Annotated in this window: 18 protein-coding genes; 8 read left to right on the top strand and 10 right to left on the bottom strand. The window is 31.8% G+C overall.

Translation table 11 applies throughout. The features are described from left to right. Positions 1–84: 84 nt before the first annotated feature. Together ACFFGL_RS14745 and ACFFGL_RS14740 are read right to left on the bottom strand one after the other, a co-directional pair. Positions 85–1,074 (bottom strand): glycosyltransferase family 2 protein, encoded by a 990-nt coding sequence (locus ACFFGL_RS14745; RefSeq protein ID WP_309727813.1) that lies wholly within the window; start codon positions 1,072–1,074, stop codon positions 85–87. An 8-nt stretch (positions 1,075–1,082) separates the two neighbouring features. Beyond that, positions 1,083–1,529 carry a type I restriction enzyme HsdR N-terminal domain-containing protein gene (locus ACFFGL_RS14740; RefSeq protein ID WP_309727844.1) on the bottom strand — a complete coding sequence of 149 codons (447 nt, stop codon included), beginning with the start codon at positions 1,527–1,529 and terminating at the stop codon, positions 1,083–1,085. Between the two features lie 57 nt (positions 1,530–1,586). Here ACFFGL_RS14740 and holA point away from each other — a divergent pair, with 57 nt between their 5' ends. Together holA and menA are read left to right on the top strand one after the other, a co-directional pair. Further along, the gene (gene holA / locus ACFFGL_RS14735; protein WP_309727812.1) at positions 1,587–2,588 is read left to right on the top strand and encodes a DNA polymerase III subunit delta; all 1,002 of its coding nucleotides are present in this window, start codon (positions 1,587–1,589) and stop codon (positions 2,586–2,588) included. A gap of 4 nt (positions 2,589–2,592) precedes the next feature. Next, positions 2,593–3,495, top strand: coding sequence for a 1,4-dihydroxy-2-naphthoate octaprenyltransferase (gene menA / locus ACFFGL_RS14730; RefSeq protein WP_309727811.1), 903 nt, complete (start codon positions 2,593–2,595; stop codon positions 3,493–3,495). Positions 3,496–3,498: 3 nt separating this feature from the next. On the opposite strand, the gene ACFFGL_RS14725 is transcribed toward menA, so the two are convergent. The 3 genes from ACFFGL_RS14725 to ACFFGL_RS14715 form a co-directional block, all read right to left on the bottom strand. Next, a complete protein-coding gene (locus tag ACFFGL_RS14725) occupies positions 3,499–4,824 on the bottom strand; it encodes an Omp28-related outer membrane protein (protein ID WP_309727810.1) in 1,326 nt (441 codons plus the stop codon). Positions 4,825–4,908: 84 nt separating this feature from the next. Continuing rightward, the gene (locus tag ACFFGL_RS14720; protein WP_309727809.1) at positions 4,909–5,634 is read right to left on the bottom strand and encodes a T9SS type A sorting domain-containing protein; all 726 of its coding nucleotides are present in this window, start codon (positions 5,632–5,634) and stop codon (positions 4,909–4,911) included. An 8-nt stretch (positions 5,635–5,642) separates the two neighbouring features. Next, positions 5,643–7,463, bottom strand: a complete 1,821-nt coding sequence (locus tag ACFFGL_RS14715) for a T9SS type A sorting domain-containing protein (RefSeq protein ID WP_309727808.1) — start codon at positions 7,461–7,463, stop codon at positions 5,643–5,645. Positions 7,464–7,651: 188 nt separating this feature from the next. Between ACFFGL_RS14715 and ACFFGL_RS14710 the strand changes: the two genes are divergently transcribed. Further along, a complete protein-coding gene (locus tag ACFFGL_RS14710) occupies positions 7,652–8,134 on the top strand; it encodes a TlpA family protein disulfide reductase (protein ID WP_309727807.1) in 483 nt (160 codons plus the stop codon). A 28-nt stretch (positions 8,135–8,162) separates the two neighbouring features. Further along, positions 8,163–9,812, top strand: a complete 1,650-nt coding sequence (locus ACFFGL_RS14705; protein ID WP_309727806.1) for a DUF6029 family protein — start codon at positions 8,163–8,165, stop codon at positions 9,810–9,812. Between the two features lie 52 nt (positions 9,813–9,864). On the opposite strand, the gene ACFFGL_RS14700 is transcribed toward ACFFGL_RS14705, so the two are convergent. Further along, positions 9,865–10,335, bottom strand: coding sequence for a hypothetical protein (locus tag ACFFGL_RS14700; protein WP_309727805.1), 471 nt, complete (start codon positions 10,333–10,335; stop codon positions 9,865–9,867). Between the two features lie 175 nt (positions 10,336–10,510). Between ACFFGL_RS14700 and ACFFGL_RS14695 the strand changes: the two genes are divergently transcribed. Genes ACFFGL_RS14695 through ACFFGL_RS14680 form a run of 4 tightly spaced genes read left to right on the top strand, consistent with a single transcriptional unit; the run spans position 10,511 to position 14,341 of the window. Next, complete coding sequence (locus ACFFGL_RS14695; protein ID WP_309727804.1) at positions 10,511–11,194, top strand: metal-dependent hydrolase; 684 nt, start codon at positions 10,511–10,513, stop codon at positions 11,192–11,194. Further along, positions 11,194–12,234, top strand: a complete 1,041-nt coding sequence (locus ACFFGL_RS14690; protein WP_309727842.1) for an o-succinylbenzoate synthase — start codon at positions 11,194–11,196, stop codon at positions 12,232–12,234. Before ACFFGL_RS14695 ends, ACFFGL_RS14690 begins: the two co-directional genes overlap by 1 nt. A 3-nt stretch (positions 12,235–12,237) precedes the next feature. Beyond that, positions 12,238–13,176 (top strand): CPBP family intramembrane glutamic endopeptidase, encoded by a 939-nt coding sequence (locus ACFFGL_RS14685; protein ID WP_309727803.1) that lies wholly within the window; start codon positions 12,238–12,240, stop codon positions 13,174–13,176. A gap of 55 nt (positions 13,177–13,231) precedes the next feature. Next, entirely contained in the window at positions 13,232–14,341 is a 1,110-nt protein-coding gene (locus ACFFGL_RS14680; RefSeq protein ID WP_374708753.1) for an AMP-binding protein, read from the top strand. On the opposite strand, the gene ACFFGL_RS14675 is transcribed toward ACFFGL_RS14680, so the two are convergent. From ACFFGL_RS14675 to ACFFGL_RS14660, 4 genes are all read right to left on the bottom strand, one after another. Beyond that, positions 14,333–14,785 (bottom strand): hypothetical protein, encoded by a 453-nt coding sequence (locus ACFFGL_RS14675; RefSeq protein WP_309727801.1) that lies wholly within the window; start codon positions 14,783–14,785, stop codon positions 14,333–14,335. The genes ACFFGL_RS14680 and ACFFGL_RS14675 overlap by 9 nt on opposite strands. A gap of 6 nt (positions 14,786–14,791) precedes the next feature. Next, positions 14,792–16,420: a M1 family metallopeptidase gene (locus ACFFGL_RS14670; protein ID WP_309727800.1), complete on the bottom strand. Its 1,629-nt coding sequence runs from the start codon at positions 16,418–16,420 to the stop codon at positions 14,792–14,794. Positions 16,421–16,486: 66 nt separating this feature from the next. Next, entirely contained in the window at positions 16,487–16,885 is a 399-nt protein-coding gene (locus ACFFGL_RS14665) for a response regulator (RefSeq protein ID WP_309727799.1), read from the bottom strand. Further along, positions 16,878–18,350, bottom strand: coding sequence for a sensor histidine kinase (locus ACFFGL_RS14660; RefSeq protein ID WP_309727798.1), 1,473 nt, complete (start codon positions 18,348–18,350; stop codon positions 16,878–16,880). Before ACFFGL_RS14660 ends, ACFFGL_RS14665 begins: the two co-directional genes overlap by 8 nt. Positions 18,351–18,487 lie beyond the last annotated feature (137 nt).

The raw sequence follows: 18,487 nt of genomic DNA, 5'->3' as shown, positions 1-18,487 counted from the left end.
TCAATTTAATTATAAATTAATGTTCAAAGCTAATAAATATGGTGTTTTAAGGAAGCTTATTAACATTTATTTAGCTAAAGAAATTTATAGCTTTTTAAAGTGTTTTTGCTTGAGAATATAATATTTCCACACAATAGATTTTACCTGAAAATAATTTTTTCGATGGTTTTTGGGACGTTTTTTAATCATTTTTGAAAAGTTGCGATAAAAACTTCCGTGGGCTTTTAAAATTGCTGAAAAATGAGCGGGTTTTCCTTCTAATAAAAATTTAAAACCTGCAATTCCATCTAAGATCATTCTAAGGAAGATTAAAAAATAAAATTGCGGATAAGGAACATTCTTCAGTAAATTATAGAGTGAATTTCTAAAATTATAAAATGTTTTTTTGGGATTCATTACTTGAAGCGTAGCGCCACCGACGTGGTAAATTTTGCTATCGGGAATGTAAAAAGCTTCATAACCCGCGTTAAATGCGCGCCAACATAAATCTATTTCTTCTTGATGCGCAAAATAATCTTCATCTAATTTTCCGATTTCAAAAAAAACTTCTTTGCGGATTGCTAAACAAGCGCCGCTTGCCCAAAAAATGGGAGTTTCAGAATTATATTGGTTGGTATCTTTTTCAAGCGTTTCAAAAATTCTTCCTCTACAAAATGGGTAGCCTAATTTATCGATAAAACCTCCCGCAGCTCCCGCATATTCAAAATAATCTTTTCGTTTAAAATCTAAAATCTTAGGTTGTAGAATTGCGGTGTTTCTATTTTTTTCAAAATGCTGAATAAAAGGTCGCAACCAATTTTTGGTAACTTCAACATCGCTGTTTAGGAGAATAAAAATATCTTCGGAAATGTGTGCTAAGGCATCGTTGTAACCTTTCGCATAGCCGCCATTTACTGAATTTTGAATGATTTTTACTTCAGGGAAATTAGCTTTCACAAAATCGACTGAATTATCGGTAGAAGCATTATCGGCGACATAAATAGTGGCTTCCGAAGAATTATTAATCACCGAAGGCAAAAAGCGCTCGAGTAAGGCTTTTCCGTTCCAATTTAAAATGACAACAGCAATTTCCACGCTACAAATTAAAGAGAATATGATGGAATATCAGCTAAAAAAATATATTTTTCTTCCGTATAATTTAATTGACAATAATAATGCTGTATTCCGTTAGAAACCATTAAATAATCGGCTTTTAAGGCTAAATTATACCGCGCAATCTGATCGAAAGTTTCTTGAGTGATCTTTACCGAAGGTGCTTTGCATTCTACAATGAGATGAATTTTTCCATCCGGTTTATACGCTAAAATATCATAACGTTTTGTAAGTCCGTTTACTTTTACTTGTTTTTCAGCATTTAAAAGTTGCCGCGGAATATTTTTTTCTTCTAATAAATAATGAATAATATGCTGTCGAACCCATTCTTCGGGTGTGAGGAAAATAAATTTTTTCCGAAGTACATCAAAAATAGCCGTTTTATTTTCGCTATTTTTGAACCGAAATTTATACGATGGCAAATTAAGTTCGATCACTAGAAAATTGACTAAAATTAGTAAATACCAAAAATAGGAATTCACTTTTTAGAAAGTATGGATGAAGTAAAAAAAATTATTGGAGATATAAAAAAGCGAGAGTTTAAACCTATTTATTTTTTAATGGGTGACGAGCCTTATTATATTGATAATATTGCTTCTTATATTGAAAATAATGTACTTTCAGAAGAAGAAAAAGGCTTCAATCAAACCATTTTATACGGAAGAGATGTAAGTATCGATGATATTGCTTCGAGTGCAAAACGCTTCCCGATGATGGCAGATTACCAAGTAATTATTGTAAAGGAAGCGCAAGATTTATCACGTTCTATTGAAAAATTGGTAAGTTATGCTGAAAATCCGCAACCAACTACCATTTTGGTTTTTTGCTATAAATATAAAAAGATTGATAAGCGGAAAAAACTTTATAAAGCTTTAAAGAAAACCGGAATTTTATTTGAAAGTAAACCTTTATATGAAAATCAAGTACCGGATTGGATTAAAAAAAATCTGCACAGCAAAGGGTATACAATTTCTCCTAAAGCAGCACATTTATTAGTAGAATTTTTAGGAACAGATTTAGGAAAAATAAATAATGAGCTTGAAAAGTTGGCGCTAATTCTGCCAAAAAACACACAAATTACGCCGAATATTATAGAAGAAAATATAGGAATAAGTAAAGACTTCAATAATTTTGAACTTCAAAAAGCCTTAGGCGCAAAAGATTTTCAAAAAGCTTACCGAATAACAAATTATTTTGCTCAAAACCCAAAAGATAATTCCATTTTAGTGACGATTCCTATTTTATTTCGGTATTTCTCACTGGTTTTACAATATCACGGCTTAAGAGATCATAATCCAAAATCGGTTGCTTCTGCGTTGGGTGTAAATCCTTTTTTTGTGAATGATTATTCCACCGCTGCTAAAAATTACCCGATGAAAAAAGTAAGCAAAATAATTGAAGTTTTACGCGATATTGATGCAAAAAGTAAAGGAGTAGGAGCAAATTTGCCACAAGCTGAATTACTAAAAGAATTATTAATTAAAGTTTCAGCTTAGAATTATGAGCGTAAAATTAAAAACGTGGATTTCTGCAGCGCGGTTAAGAACTTTACCACTTTCAATTTCCGGAATATTGGTCGGTACAGCGTTAGCGATCGAGAAAAATAATTTTGACTGGGTAATTTTTCTTTTGGCTTTAGGAACGACGCTAGGATTACAAATTCTATCAAATTTTGCCAATGATTATGGCGATGGCGTAAAAGGAACCGATAATGAAAATAGGGTAGGACCAATGCGCGCTTTACAAAGTGGAATTATTTCTGATAAGGAAATGAAAAAAGCGATGATAATCACCTCTGCAATTAGTTTTCTTTTAGCTTTATTATTAATCTATCGTGCTTTTGGAAGTGATAACTTTTTATATAGTATATTTTTCTTAATCGCCGGAATAGCTTCTATTGCTGCAGCTATAAAATATACTGTAGGGAAATCAGCTTATGGTTATCGGGGGTTAGGTGATATTTTTGTTTTTGTTTTTTTTGGACTTTTAAGCGTTTGCGGTACTTATTTTCTTTACACCCAAAAATTAAATTTTTTAATTTTTTTTCCGGCAATCAGTATAGGTTTGTTAAGTACCGCGGTATTAAATTTAAATAATATGCGTGATAGAATTAGTGATAAACAAGCAGGAAAAATTACACTAGTTGTAAATTTAGGAGAGAAAAACGCAAAACTATATCACGCTAGTTTAATAATTATTGCGTTCTTAAGTGTTTCGAGTTATATCATTTTAAATGAAAAATTAATTTTATTTTTTACTTTACTAGCGTTTGTTCCATTACTTCTTCATCTTACAACCGTATTTAAAACAAAAATTCCGGACCATTTAGATCCGGAATTAAAAAAAGTAGCCTTGAGCACTTTTTTATTTTCTGTATTGTTTTTAGGACTTGTTTTAGTCTAAAAACTATTCATCAAAATCAACGTTTTCCCCAGCTTTCACTGATTGTGCATTAATGGCTGTATTGTTTTCATCAACTAAAAAAACAGCAACACCAAAACGTTTTGGATCGAATGTGTTTCCGTTCGCAGTATCCGCGTATGATGAAAGATCTACCGTTGGTAAAGTTCTATTCCACGTTTGGTATGCACTTATACTTTCAATGTTATCTCCTAATAAGTTTTCAGTTAAGCTCGCTTCTAGCACATGATTATGGGTGAAGTTTTCAATTGGATCACCTTCTCCAAACCATCTGCTTCCTTCAACTGTATTATAATAATTGTGCTGGTCATAAATTAAACCATCTTGATATAGATAAATGGCTAATTTATGAGAACTATTTAGACCTTCTTCAGAAAGAAGTTTTACGTTAACTTTTAATTTATCTCTCGATAATTTTGTGTCAATTGCAATAGTATTATTGGTTTCAGAACCGGCCATTGAAGTAATATAATCTACCGCTGATGGAATTTGACTATCTTGAATAACACTTATATTATCTGTACGGTTTGCACGAAGTTTGGGAAGGCTAATCCCTATCTCGAATGCTTCTCGCCAATTTACTTCCTGTTCTGTTGAAAAGACCATTTTATCTTCATTGTGAATAGCTATGGGAACTATATTTTCAGTAACATCTTCAACTTCTTCTATTAGTAATAATACGCGAGGACACCAGCCACACCATGTACCTGTGTAATCTTCTAAAGCAACTTTTCTTTTTGGAGTAAATATTTCAAAATCGGTAGGAGTAGAGGTATTTCCTTGATAGGTAGCTTTTACGGAATAAATTCCTGACTCTTCATTGGAGAATTCGTTTCCTGAGATAGGATTATTATTTACCATAAAAGTGCTTTCTTGAGTTGTTTCATTTCCATTAACATCAAAAGACTGAAAAGTTACAGTTTGACCTCGTACAGCTTTTTGAGTGCTTACAGAAACATAATTTCCATCAACAACTTTTAGAGTTAGTTTATTACTTTCAATTTGATTTATAGTAGCATAAATTTCATAAGAGCCTTCTTCTGTGAATGTATACTCGTTACTATCAATTTCTTCTTCATTTATGTAGAATGTAGCAGCTTCGCTTAATTCTTCATCATTTGCATCATTTTTTAATTGAAACTCTACTACTTCAGCTGTGCCAACTACAGTTCTGCCTTCAAGATTAGTTTGAAGTGTAGTGAAAGTAAGATCTTTCGTATTAACATCTGGACTATAATCATAATCTGAACTACAATTAAGAATGGTTAGAGAAAGAAATAATAATAGTGCAATTTTAAATATTTTAACCATAAAATTAAGTGTTAATTAAAGAACTAAAAGCGAAATCAGGAGATTCCGCTTTTAGATAACATTATTTAAAAAGATTTATTTTATTTACTTTTTAATAATTTTTGCAGTAGCAGAACGACCATGATTTTCAGATTCAAATCGAACTAGGTAAATCCCTGAATTCAGCATAGAAATGTTTACAGATTGAAAACCTCTTTCTAAAGATTTCTTAAATAGCTGTTTACCATTTAAATCATAAAATGTCGCATTTACGTTTTCAGCAAGTTGAAGATTAACTTCATTTGAAGATATAGTATTAGAAATATCTACTCCTAATTTATTTAACTCCTTTTTAGAAGTGTTTAAACTGGAATCGTAGACGTAATTAATAGTAATAGCATCTCCAACTTGATTATCCGAATTATCTATTTCATAAATTTTAAACTTATACTCAATATAATTATTTGCGTCATCAAGATTCCAGAAATAGGTGCCATTACCGTCTGTGGTTTCATTAGCAAATATAGTAAAACCTCCGTTTTCAGGTACAACAGTTCCTACATTAATACGTTTAAGACATTCTCCTAAACAAAATTGAACATTATCTCCATTTGTACCGGTAAAAGAGATAACTTCCCCTTTAACTCTTATATTTTGAGAGGAATTGTTTTGAATATGTAAACTTAACTTTGCAGTGCCAATATCAGTAGTACCGAAAGCAAACGTTTGATTATCTTGAATAATATTATCATCTTTATCTAGTATCACTAATTGTGCACTTAAACTGATAGTAATAAATAAAGCGACTATACTTGATATTATCTTTTTCATGAATTTCCTTAATTAATAATTAATTTTTGAGTTGAAGTTTTACCATTAGAATTAACTTTAATAATATACACACCATTAGATAATTTATTGATATTTAATTTATTATTACCAACTTCTAAATTAACGGGATTAATTACTAACCTCCCGGTTAAATCATATACTTCAATAGTTCCTACTTGTTTTAATTTTATATTAACAAATCCATTATTAGTAGGATTGGGATAAATGCTAATTTCTCTATTAGATGTAAAATCATCAGTTCCTAGTGTAGTATTAGCATTTGCTGCTTGCATAATTGTTTTAGAAGGTAGATGTTGTATAAATACCACTACATTTAAATCACCATAATCTTCAATAAAAGTATCAGATAAATCAGCTGTCAAAGTCGTTTGATAAGAAGTTCCTGATGTGAAATTTACAGTTGTTCCTTTTTCATTTGGTATCATTTTCATCATAACATCTATAAATTCACTCTCTCCATTTCCTCCAACCTGAGGTGAAAGAACGTTACCGGTAGTTTCATTTTCTTTTACCGCTGCAAAAATAGTAAATTCACCATTTAAATATGGAAGTATGTCTAAATCTAAAGAAACCTCTTTGTTTTCTATCTTAGCATTTGCAGAAGTAATTTCAAAATAAGCATTTTTATTTAAAGATTCATCTAGTGTGTTCCGAAGAGTTGCACTTGGATTAGGGGCATAAATATCAACAATATCACCTCCTTCTACTAAACTAGGAACTGAACCCAAACCATAATAGTCAAATCTTGTACCTGATTCAACTGTATAATATGGGTCACCTGCTGCCCCGCCTTGATTTGAATAATCTGGAAAATCCATATGATAAGCAAGATAAACATAATCTCCATTTCGTTGTTGATGAAAATTATTAAAAACTTGATTGTTAAATGATGCACAAGGACCACACGTTGCACTTGTGAAACGTTCTAATAAAGGTGTGTTTTGGACAGAAGTATTAGAGACATTAATAGGTTGAGAAGCAATCTTAGAGTAATTTAAAGTCACTCCATTAACTTTAGAAACCCAAACTTTAATATCATGTTCTCCAATTTGAGCAGTCCAGAGATCAGGATGTAAGAAATTGTAACTGTCTCTAGGTTGCATATTTAAACTATTAATAGTTGTAGTCTGTGTATTTCCATTATCAACTTGCCAATTAAGTTCAATAGAAGAAATATTATTTTCTCCAATATTTTCTATCGAACCTTTGATTTCTATATTATCATTTGTTTTAGCAAAGTTTTTTGAAGTGATTGTTTGAACTAAAGCTTGATTATTAATAGATTCTAAAAGAAATACTTCTCCTAAAACTATTACATAACCATTTTTATTTACTCCTCTAAATCTTATTTTAGCATTAGAACTTAAATTTTGAGTTAAAGATAATTTAATATCGGTTAATTCAGCTGTTCCGTTTACTGTTATAGGATTAGTGTATGATTGAACATTATTCCATGTAGAACCATCATCAGAAGATATCTCAACATGTAATTCATTAGTATTCCCACTATTATCATTCATTAATGCTGAAAAGTAAAGAATATATTCATTTGCTTGAGAAAGATCCAACGTTGGAGTAATTAAAGCTGTCTCACTACCATTTCCGTTTTTCGGATCTCCGAATACCACAACTTTACCATTTTTAGCTTCTGAGAAATTAAAATTTTGCCAATGCAAAGTACCATTAATTTGGTCTTCCGTAAAATTTCCTAATGTAGAAGTAGAAAAATCTTCAAAGAAAACCTGTCCGTTTACATTCATACACAATGCTACTACAGCAAGCGATGAAAGTAGTAATTTTTTTATCATTTTAAATTAATTTGGGTTAATAAAAACAAATATAGGGAATTTTTTAAAAAATTGTTAAATAGAATTTTTTTAACATATAATATAATGCATTTATATATAAGCCTAATATAGTTTTTGTTCATTTTAAGTAATATTTTAAACTAAATGTTATAATATTGCTAAAATTATTTGCACCAAAAATTAAATTTATGAGAAAATTACTCCCGATTTTTACCTTTTTATGTATAGCTTTTTCAATTACAGCTCAAGAAAATATTCCAAATGTTGATTTAAAAAATTTGAATGGAAATGAAATTAATGCCAAAGAACTTTCTGAAGACAAACTTGTGGTAATTTCCCTTTGGGCAACTTGGTGTGTACCTTGTTTAAAAGAACTAGATGCTATAAGCTACGTTTATGAAGATTGGCAAGAAGAAACAGGAGTAGAATTATATGCTGTTTCTGTAGATGATGCGCGTACTGTGAAAAGAGTTCGTCCATTAATTAGTGGGAAAGGATGGAATTACCATATTTTACTAGACACTAATAACGATTTTAAAAGAGCATTAGGAGCTTCTTCGGTACCTTTAACACTGCTGGTAAAAAATAATAAAGTTGTTTACAGACATTCCGGTTATTCGCCAGGAGCGGAAGATGAACTGTATGAAAAAATTAAAGAATACGCTAAATAATTTTTTAAGAACAACAACTAACTAGTAGATGAAACTTAATAATTTTTTATATGTACTTATATTTTTTAGTATAAGTGCAAATGCTCAAGAATTAGGAAATTTTAGCGGAGGATTCGAATCTAATTCCCAATGGTTACAAGATGATGAAGATCTAGGTTTTCAAGCGCCAGACGATCAATTTAGATCAAATAATTATTTCCTCTTGAATTATGAATTGGGAAAATTTAAAGCAGGAATTCAGTATGAATCATACTTACCCGCACCACTTTTAGGATATGACCCTAACTTAGAAGGGAACGGAGTTGCAAATTATTATCTAAACTTTAAACACGAATCCTTAGATATAACCGCCGGTTATTTTTACGAGCAATTTGGTAGCGGATTAATTCTTCGGGCTTGGGAAGAACGTCAATTAGGAATTAATACCGCATTAAAAGGAGTTCGTGTAAAATACGCTTTTACTGATTATTTTGATGTTACCGGAGTCTATGGTCAGCAACGTTTCGGTTTTGAAACTTCAGAAGGAACAGTTCAAGGAGTTGATGCACGTTTAGATGCAGGTCAACTTTTAAATATAGATCAATTATTTTTAGATCTAGGAGGAAGTTACGTCGGTCGTTACCAAGATAATATGGGAAATGCTAAAGTACCTACAACTGTAAACGCGTATGCCGGAAGAATAGATTTATTTTATAAAACTTTTTATGCCAATTTCGAAGCTGTTCACAAAGAACCCGATGTGTTGGTAAATGAAGGACAAATTACAAATGATGCTAATCTCTATAAAGGAAATGCACTTCTGCTAACTTTAGGATATGCAAAAAGTGGTTTAGGAATGAACGCTACGCTTAGAAGAGTAGAAAACTTTAGCTTTTATTCCGATAGACTTGCTGAAGGGAATCAATTCAATCAACAGCGTATTAATTATGTTCCCGCGTTAACCAAGCAACACGATTATTTGCTCTCTAATATTTATGTTTATAATCCTCAATCTAGGTTATTAATGTTAGATCAAGAACAAGCTGGAGAAATGGGCGGCCAGTTCGATATTTATTATACGTTGAAAAAAGATTCTTTTTTAGGAGGAAAATATGGGACAAAACTTTCAGCTAACTTCGCTTATTGGGGAGGTTTAGATGCAGAATTCGATGTTCCAACTAACAGTTATTCATCCAAATTTATTGGTTCGGGAGGCGATCGTTATTTTAGAGAAGCAACTATAGAAATAAAGAAAAAGTGGACAAAGAATCTAAATGCAATCTATTACTATACCAATTCCATAATCGATAAAGGTATTACCGATGGAAGTCTTTTGGGCATAAAAGATATTAAATCTAATGTAGCCGTGGCTGAACACACCTATCGTCTTGGTGGAGGAAAATCTGCACGCTTAGAAGTACAACATTTATGGACAGATCAAGATCGCCACAATTGGGCGGCAGCCGTAGCAGAATATAATTTTTCTTCTAGTGTCGGACTGTATGTTGCAGATTCTTGGAATTACGGTGGAGAAGGAGAAATACACTATTACAATGTTGGTGGAAGTTATACCGAAGGTAGAACACGAGTTGCTCTAAATTACGGAAGACAACGTGGAGGTTTAATTTGTGTTGGTGGAGTTTGCCGTTTTGTTCCTAAAAATACAGGACTCACCTTAAATATTACCACATCTTTCTAAGAAGATCAGAAATATAAAATTTAGAAAAAGTCGGCTTTTAAAGTCGGCTTTTTTATTGTTGATGAATAAATTTTGTACTCGTTCCTTTTTCAATTGTTCCGTTATGAAGCGCTATTAACTTTCCGTTTTTTGTTACACGTAAAGTGAAATCAGTCGGTTTTTGTATTTCATTACAGCTATCATAATATTCAACCCAATATTCATATTTTCCTATAGGTGCGGTTCCATCTTCCCAATAAATATTCTCCACCGGTCCATCTGGACAATTGCCACATAAACAATCTACATCTACTTTTCCGCCTTCATAGATTGGATTTGCAAAATACATCATTACATTATTTGGGGTTTTTACGTATAAGTCCAAATCGGCGCCGTTGCTTCTGTCAAATTCAAGATTAAAACGTGGGTTTCCCTCATTTCCTATTAAATCTTTTTCAGTATTATCATCGTGATCACATGAAAAAAGAGTTATAAATGAAAAGAATGCAATTAAAAAATGCAGATATAGAATAGAATTTTTCATGATCCCAAAAAGTTTGATTGTTTACACCAAAGTTCTATTAATTTAGCATAGAAATAAATACCAGTTGGCGGGTATTTTTAAACTGATTTTAAAACTGAAAATGTTATATTATTGTGAAGGTGTTTAGCAATACTGAATCTTTTATTAATTTCAAGAAAAATTAATTCTTTTACTTATGAAAATATCATTTTACGGACAAAATTCTCTTGGAATCGAAGTCGCCGGTAAACATCTTATTGTAGATCCATTTATTACCGGAAACGATTTATCTAAAGATAAAATTGACATAAAAAACCTGAAAGCCGACTACATTTTGGTAACGCACGCGCATCAAGATCATATTTTAGATGTTGAAGCAATCGCAAAAAATACCGGAGCGGTAATCGTAAGTAATTTTGAAATCGCCAATTATTATGAAGAAAAAGGTTTCGAGGTTCACCCGATGAATCACGGCGGTGCGTGGAAATTTGACTTCGGAAAAGTAAAATACGTAAATGCAATTCATACCAGTTCTTTTCCTGATGGAAGTTATGGCGGTCAACCGGGCGGTTTTGTGATAGAATCTTTAGACGATAAAAATATTTACATTGCTGGAGATACCGCGTTAACTATGGATATGAAACTTATCCCGATGCGTACAAAATTAGATTTAGCCATTTTACCAATTGGCGATAACTTTACAATGGGCGTAGACGATGCTATTGTAGCCAGCGATTATATTGAATGTGATAAAATTTTAGGCTGTCATTACGATACATTCGGTTATATTGAAATTGACCATAAACTTGCCGTCGAAAAGTTTAAAATGAAAAAGAAAGAGTTAATTTTGCTACCTATCGGCGAAAGCATAACTATATGATAAAAGCAAGTTATAAAAAATATATTTTAAACTTTAAACGCCCCAGCGGAACTTCGCGGGGCGTTCTTCATACCAAAGAAACCTGGTTTTTAATTTTAGAAGAAAATTCAAAAACGGGGATTGGTGAATGTGGAATCCTACGAGGCTTAAGTATAGATGATCGACCTGATTATGAAGAAAAATTGCAATGGCTTTGTGAAAATATTCAATTAGAAAAAGCGGTTTTATTAGAAGAATTAGAAGAATTTCCATCCATTCAATTTGGCTTAGAAATGGCACTTCAGTCGCTAAAAGCTGAAAATAAATTTGAATTATTCCCTTCGGAATTCACGAAAGGAAGTGGCAAAATACCTATTAACGGTTTAATTTGGATGGGCGAGAAATCATTTATGAAATCGCAAATAGTTGAAAAAATCGAACACGGTTTTTCCTGCATAAAATTAAAAATAGGCGCGATAGATTTTGAAACCGAATTGGCACTTTTATCGTATATCAGAAAAGAATTTTCAGCAGAACAAATAGAATTACGAGTCGATGCAAACGGTGCTTTTCATCATTCCGAAGCATTAGAAAAACTCAAAAAACTCAGTAAATTAAATTTACATAGTATCGAGCAACCTATCCGGCAAGGTCAATTTTTAGAAATGCAAAAACTCTGTAAGCAAACGCCATTACCAATTGCGCTCGATGAAGAATTAATTGGTGTTTTTTCTGTAACAAAAAAAGAAGAATTGTTACAAACTATACAACCGCAATATATTATTTTAAAACCAAGTTTGGTAGGCGGTTTTCAAGGAACACAAGAATGGATTAATTTGGCAGAAAAACACAACATTGGCTGGTGGATTACAAGTGCGTTAGAAAGCAATATTGGTTTAAATGCAATTGCACAATGGACTTTTATGAAAAATACCACAATGCCTCAAGGTTTAGGGACCGGAAGTCTTTTTACCAATAATATTCCAAGTCCGTTAGAAGTGAAAAAAGAATTTTTAACCTATAATCCAACTAAAAGTTGGGATACTTCAATTATTAAATAATTTATGTTTATAGCTCAAGCGCATCGCTTTCCACACGAATTTTGGCGTTATTTAATTGGTTCACTTTTAGTAATTATTGCTTCAATAGTTGGTCAAATTCCATTGCTAATTGCTTTACTTATGGAAAATGGAATTGATTCATTTGCCGGCGACAGTCAACAAATGATGGCTTCTTTAGATCCTAATTTACTTACTTTTTTAATGCTTTTTTCTTTTGCGGTAGGCTTTTTAGGACTTTTTGGCGCGTTAAGAGGTTTGCATCAACAATCATTTAAAAGTGTTACTACTACGCGAAAAAGAGTAGATTGGAAACGAATTTTATTCGGTTTTAGCTTAGTTGCAATTTTTACTATTGTGGTAACATTTATTGATTACCAAACCAATCCGGCGCATTACGAGTTAAATTTTAAACCTATTCCTTTTTTAATACTTTTTGTAATTGCGGTTATTTTTGTTCCTATTCAAACCAGTTTAGAAGAATATGTTTTTAGAGGCTATTTAATGCAAGGCTTTGGTTTATTGGCAAAAAACCGATGGTTTCCATTGCTTATGACGTCGTTAATTTTCGGCGGACTCCATTTTTTTAATCCTGAAGTCGGCCAAATGGGAAATGTAATTATGGTATATTACATAGGTACCGGTTTATTTTTAGGAATAATGACTTTAATGGATGAAGGAATGGAACTTTCTCTCGGTTTTCATGCTGGAAATAACCTAATTGGGGTTTTATTAGTTACCGCAGATTGGACCGCCTTTCAATCTGAATCTATTTTAAAAGATATTTCTGAACCCACTGCAGGAGCAGATGTGCTCTTTCCGGTTTTAATTATATATCCTATTTTTCTACTAATTATGGCGAAAGTTTACGGTTGGAAAAATTGGAAAGAAAAACTCTTCGGAAAAATAAATATACCGGAAACTCAATTAGAAGCCGAAAATTAAAATTATCTTATTATTTTAGTAACACTAAGGTTTACCGAGTTACTGATATTTGATAATGATGAGTAAAATTAACACTGAAGTTTTAAAAATACATCCTTCTTTTCAGCTGAATAAAATTCAAGCCGACGCGTTCGATTTGGTAGAAATTGCCAAAAAATTTCAAGAGCAAGGGGAACCTTTTGAACAAGAAATAGGTGATTTTTTAATCGATTGGTTAAAACCCGAACCGCATATTTTTGTAAAAACTTCAGGTTCTACCGGAACGCCAAAAGAAATTTCCATAGAAAAACAGCATATGGTAAATAGTGCTTTGGCGACCGGAAAATTCTTTAAACTTCCCGAAGAAACTACCGCTTTACTTTGTTTACCCGTAAGTTATATCGCTGGAAAAATGATGTTGGTAAGAGCGATGGTTTTAGGTTGGCATATCGATTGCGTTCAACCGAAATCAAATCCGTTAGATTTGTTGTATAAACGATACGATTTCTGCGCGATGACGCCTTTTCAACTCGATAATTCATTAGCGCGATTACATTTAATTAAAAAATTAATTGTTGGCGGTGGTGCAGTTTCCGTTCATTTAAAAAAATTGGTACAGGGCATAAATACCAAAATTTACGAAACCTATGGAATGACCGAAACGGTTACGCATATTGCTGCTCGAAAAGTAAATTCTAAAAAAAATAAAAAGAAGAAAGGACCTATTCCCTTTAAAGTTTTAGCCAATATTAGCGTAAGCGTAGATAAACGAAATTGCTTGGTAATTAAAGCTCCGCAAATTTCTAACGGGACAATTGTAACCAATGATGTAGTTGAATTACTTTCCTATAAAAAATTTATTTTAAAAGGAAGGTATGATAATGTTATTAATTCCGGCGGCATAAAAATTCACCCGGAACAAGTAGAGAAAAAACTTCAAAAAATAATTTTACAGCGTTTTTTTATTACTTCGTTGCCAGACGATGCGCTGGGTGAAAAAGTAATTCTTTTTATTGAAGCTGCTTTTTCTGAAGAAGCTTTAGCTGAAGTAAAAGCGCTGGTAGAAAATTTAAAAACCTTAGATAAATACGAGCAACCTAAGAAAATTTATTTTGTTGAAAAGTTTGAAGAAACACATACCGGAAAAATAAATCGTATAAATACACTAAAGGCTCGATTAGCGTAATTTTAGAATTTCTTCTTTCCATTTTTCAGCTTTATCAGTAACTACAAAAATTGTTTTATTTTGATTGGATTTCAGCCAAATTGCCTTTCCGGGGCGTAAATTGTAAAGTCTTCCTTTTGGCGTAATTCTTAATCCGATTCCATATAGTAGTGGAGCGTCTTCAATTTTTACACTTGAAAAATCTATTTCTTTTACAGGAATAGTTCGTTTAAAAACATTTAATCCAAAACTTACAAATAGTTCTTTTGTAGTTAAGGTTAAACTTAATTTGCTAAATATAATTGCAATTACAGCAAACAATAAACTTAAACCTAAAAAAATAAATTGAAGCGACTCTTCCCACTTTACTAGTACAACGGCAGCATGACCAATGGCAAGAAACCAAAAAAGGATTTTTAGCCAAGAACTGTTTTGAACTTCTTTAAAAATTATTTTTTCTTTCAACTTAATTTATTTTTCAACTTCTATATAAAAGTTGTTCAAATCTACTTGTATGTTTTCTAAATTTTGAGCTTTTTCTAATTTTTTCCACGTTGAGGTCGGGAAAATGCGTCTTTTTTCTCCAGAAATAAAAATATCGATTGGCATATTAAAATTTTCAGCAGAAGTTTCCCATTTATAAAATATTGAATTTTTTTCAGTTTTAAAGACCAGTTTTGGAAGTTCTGCGTAGCGCAAATATTGATTAAAAATTGGGGTTAATTCTTCTTTTGTTCGCGTTTCAAAAAAATCGATAACCGTTTCTGTATCAATTATTTTATGCTTGTATGTTAAGGAAAATTCTTTTAATAATCTCCACCATAATTCATCGTTTTGCAAAACCGTGCGAATGGTGTGAAGCATATTTGCACCTTTGTAATACATATCTCCAGAACCTTCGCTATTTACGCCGTAATCGCCAATAATTGAAGTTCGGTTAGCAACGCTTCTGCGCGTACCGGAAATATATTTTCGAGCATCTTCTTTTCCCCAGCGGCACTCAATATAAACTGCTTCCGCGTAAGCGGTAAACGATTCGTGAATCCACATATCGGCGATATCTGAAGCGGTAATACTATTTCCAAACCATTCGTGACCCGATTCGTGAATAATGATAAAATCCCATTTTAAACCAATTCCGGTTCCCGATAAGTCGTTGCCTAAATAGCCGTTGCTAAAGTGATTTCCGTAAGCTACCGCGCTTTGGTGTTCCATTCCTAAAAAAGGCGTTTCTACTAATTTATAGGTATCTTCTTTAAAAGGGTAAGGACCGAATTTTTCATAGAAACAATCCATCATCGGGATTACTTGTTGAAACTGTTTTTCAGCTTTTTCTTTATGACCGAAAAGAACATAGTAATGAAGTTCTAAATCTTTATATTTATCTGAAAAATGAACGTAATCGCCAACATTTAAAATTATATTGTAATTATTTATCGGGTTTACAACTTTCCAATTCCATTGTGTGTAATTGTCATCGATTTTAGTTTTTCCGGTAAATCTACCGTTGGAAACGCCCATTAATTCTGAAGGCGCAATAATATGAATTTCGGCTTCTTCCGGTTCGTCACTTTGGTGATCTTTATTTGGATACCACAAACTAGCGCCGGTCCCTTGTACAGCAACACTTACCCAATCTTTTCCGTTATCATCTTTGGTAAAAATAAAACCGCCGTCCCAAGGTGGATTTTTAGCAATTACGGGTTTTCCTGAATAATAAAACGAAAGACTATCCCGATCTTTTGCCGATAATTCTTTGGGAAAAGTGATAAAAACCGCATTAAATTCTCTAGCAAAATTTAAATGTTTTTGATGATAAATAATAGAATCTATTTGCATATTTTCAAATAGATCGAGTTGCATTCTATCGGTTTTTTTTAGTGTTTTAAACTGAATTTTATTTACACCTTGAATCGATTTTTTTGTGGGATTTACTTTTACGGTTAAATCATATTTAAGCATATCGAAATTAGTACGTTCCGGACGTAAAGAACCGCGTAAGGTATCAGCTTTGGTATATTCCTTTTTATTTCCTAGCAGTTGGGCGTTTGTGCTAAAAATTATGGAAAAGGAAAAGAATATGAAGAGAAGCTTTTTCATATAATAGTTAAAAATTATTTCTGTAAATAAATTTTATTTATGAGAATCCAAAATTCAATTTTTTAATCAATTACTGTATTCTTTTAGAATTTCAGTTAATCTTTCTAAGGTAACGGGTTTAATGATATAATTTCTGATGTTTTTATATTTCTGTACTTTATTAATATCTTGCGGATCGATGGAGCTGGAAACTATATAGATGGTGATTCTTTGCGAAGGTTCAATTTTTACAAATTCATCTAAAAACTGCCAACCATCCATAATTGGCATATTAAGGTCCAGTAAAATAACATCGGGAATTTTTTCATCTTTATTTATAATTGCTGAAAGATTGCTTAACGCATCTTCTCCGTTTTTAAAGATGAGAATGCTTTCGCAAAAGTTAGAGACTTCCATTATTTTTTTTAATCCGAACACAAAAATCGGGTCGTCATCAATAATGCAAGCTAAATCTATTTTATTCATTTTTAAGGTATATTTTAAAGGTAGTTCCTTTATTTTCTGTACTCTCTACCTTAACTTTTCCATTTAGCGCATCAATTTGATTTTTAGCGATAAACAGTCCAATTCCTCTAGAATCTTCATGGTCATGAAATGTTTTATACATCCCAAAAAGTTTATCTCCGTGTTTGTCAAGATTAATTCCTAAACCGTTATCTGCAATAGAAATTTCAGTATAATCTTGTAGTTTTTCGGCTGAGATTTTTACAAAACTTTCTCTTTCCGGTGAAGAGTATTTAATTCCGTTGGTGATAAAGTTAAGGAAAATACTATTTAAATAGGCAGGAACGCCAAAAATTTTTACACCTTTTGGGATATCATTTATGAGGTTAACATCATCTTTTTCTGCTAAAGAATGTACACTTTCGATCACTTTTTCAACTTCAGGATATAAGTCAATGGTTTCCATTTTTTCTTCAATGCTGGAATTCAAATTAACAATTTCGGTAAGATGATGAATTGTTTCTTTTAAATTATCAGAAGCCATGATTAATAGCTTCAAAATTTCTTCTTTGTCCTCATTTTCAGTTTGGTATAATTCTAATAACATGGAGAAATTACTGGAATGCGATCGTAAATTATGGGTTACAATATGCGCAAAATTATGCAAGCGTTCGTTTTGCTCTCTAGAGGTATGTAATAATTTCTTGATTTTTTCTTCTGCCGCTCTACTTGCTGTAATATCGATTACTTGTGAGATAAAATATAACGGATTCCCTTTTTCATCGTGAACCATTGAAACCGCTAAAATTCCATAAACAATTTTCCCGCTTTTATGAAAATAGCGCTTTTCCATTTGGTAATAAGGAATGTTGCCATTAGTAAGTTTTTTTAGTAAACCTAAATCTTTTTCTAAATCTTCTGGGAAGGTTATCTCTTGAAATGTTAATTTCGAAAGTTCTTCTTTCGTGTAACCCAACATACTCGAAATACGGTTATTTACCTTGTGCCATTTCCCGTCTAGGGTAATTATAGCCATACCAATAGCAGCGTTTTCAAAATTATTTTTAAACGCCGACTCGCTTATGCGTAATTTTTCTTCTAATGAAAATCTATATTTTCCTACAATAGAATCAATTATAGTAATATCTCTTAGTGGAAAAACCACAAGTATTATGGTAGAATTGTTACTTTCTATTTTCTGAAATTTTCCGGTTTTTGAACATAAAGCTTTAATGGAGTATGAAAATTCAGTTTCAATAGTTTGGTTTTCTTCTAAATAAGTATAACTATATAAACCCAATAAAGAATCATCAAAATCATCAATTACTTTTGCTAAGTGTACTTTTAGCGTATTGCTTAAAAAAGCATCTTGCAATTCATTTTTTTGAAATAAAAGGTAACCGAAAGTTGCGTGTTCTTGTAAAAAATTCCATATTTCCGGTTGTTGCTGAACCACATTATATAAATTATTTTGTAATGATGCCATTTAATTTTTTCTTTAGCTCTAGAAAATTATATCCCACAGAAAATATACTAAAAAAGTGATAGGTTGGTTTTATATCTACAGACTTTTTAATATTAAAAAAGCCATTTAAAAAAATGGCTTTTTGTTGAAAAACAATT

This window comes from Mesonia maritima (assembly GCF_042433895.1).
Taxonomy (GTDB): Bacteria; Bacteroidota; Bacteroidia; order Flavobacteriales; family Flavobacteriaceae; genus Mesonia; species Mesonia maritima.
Note: the sequence above shows the minus strand (reverse complement) of the source record. Positions and strands in the feature narration are given on the sequence as shown.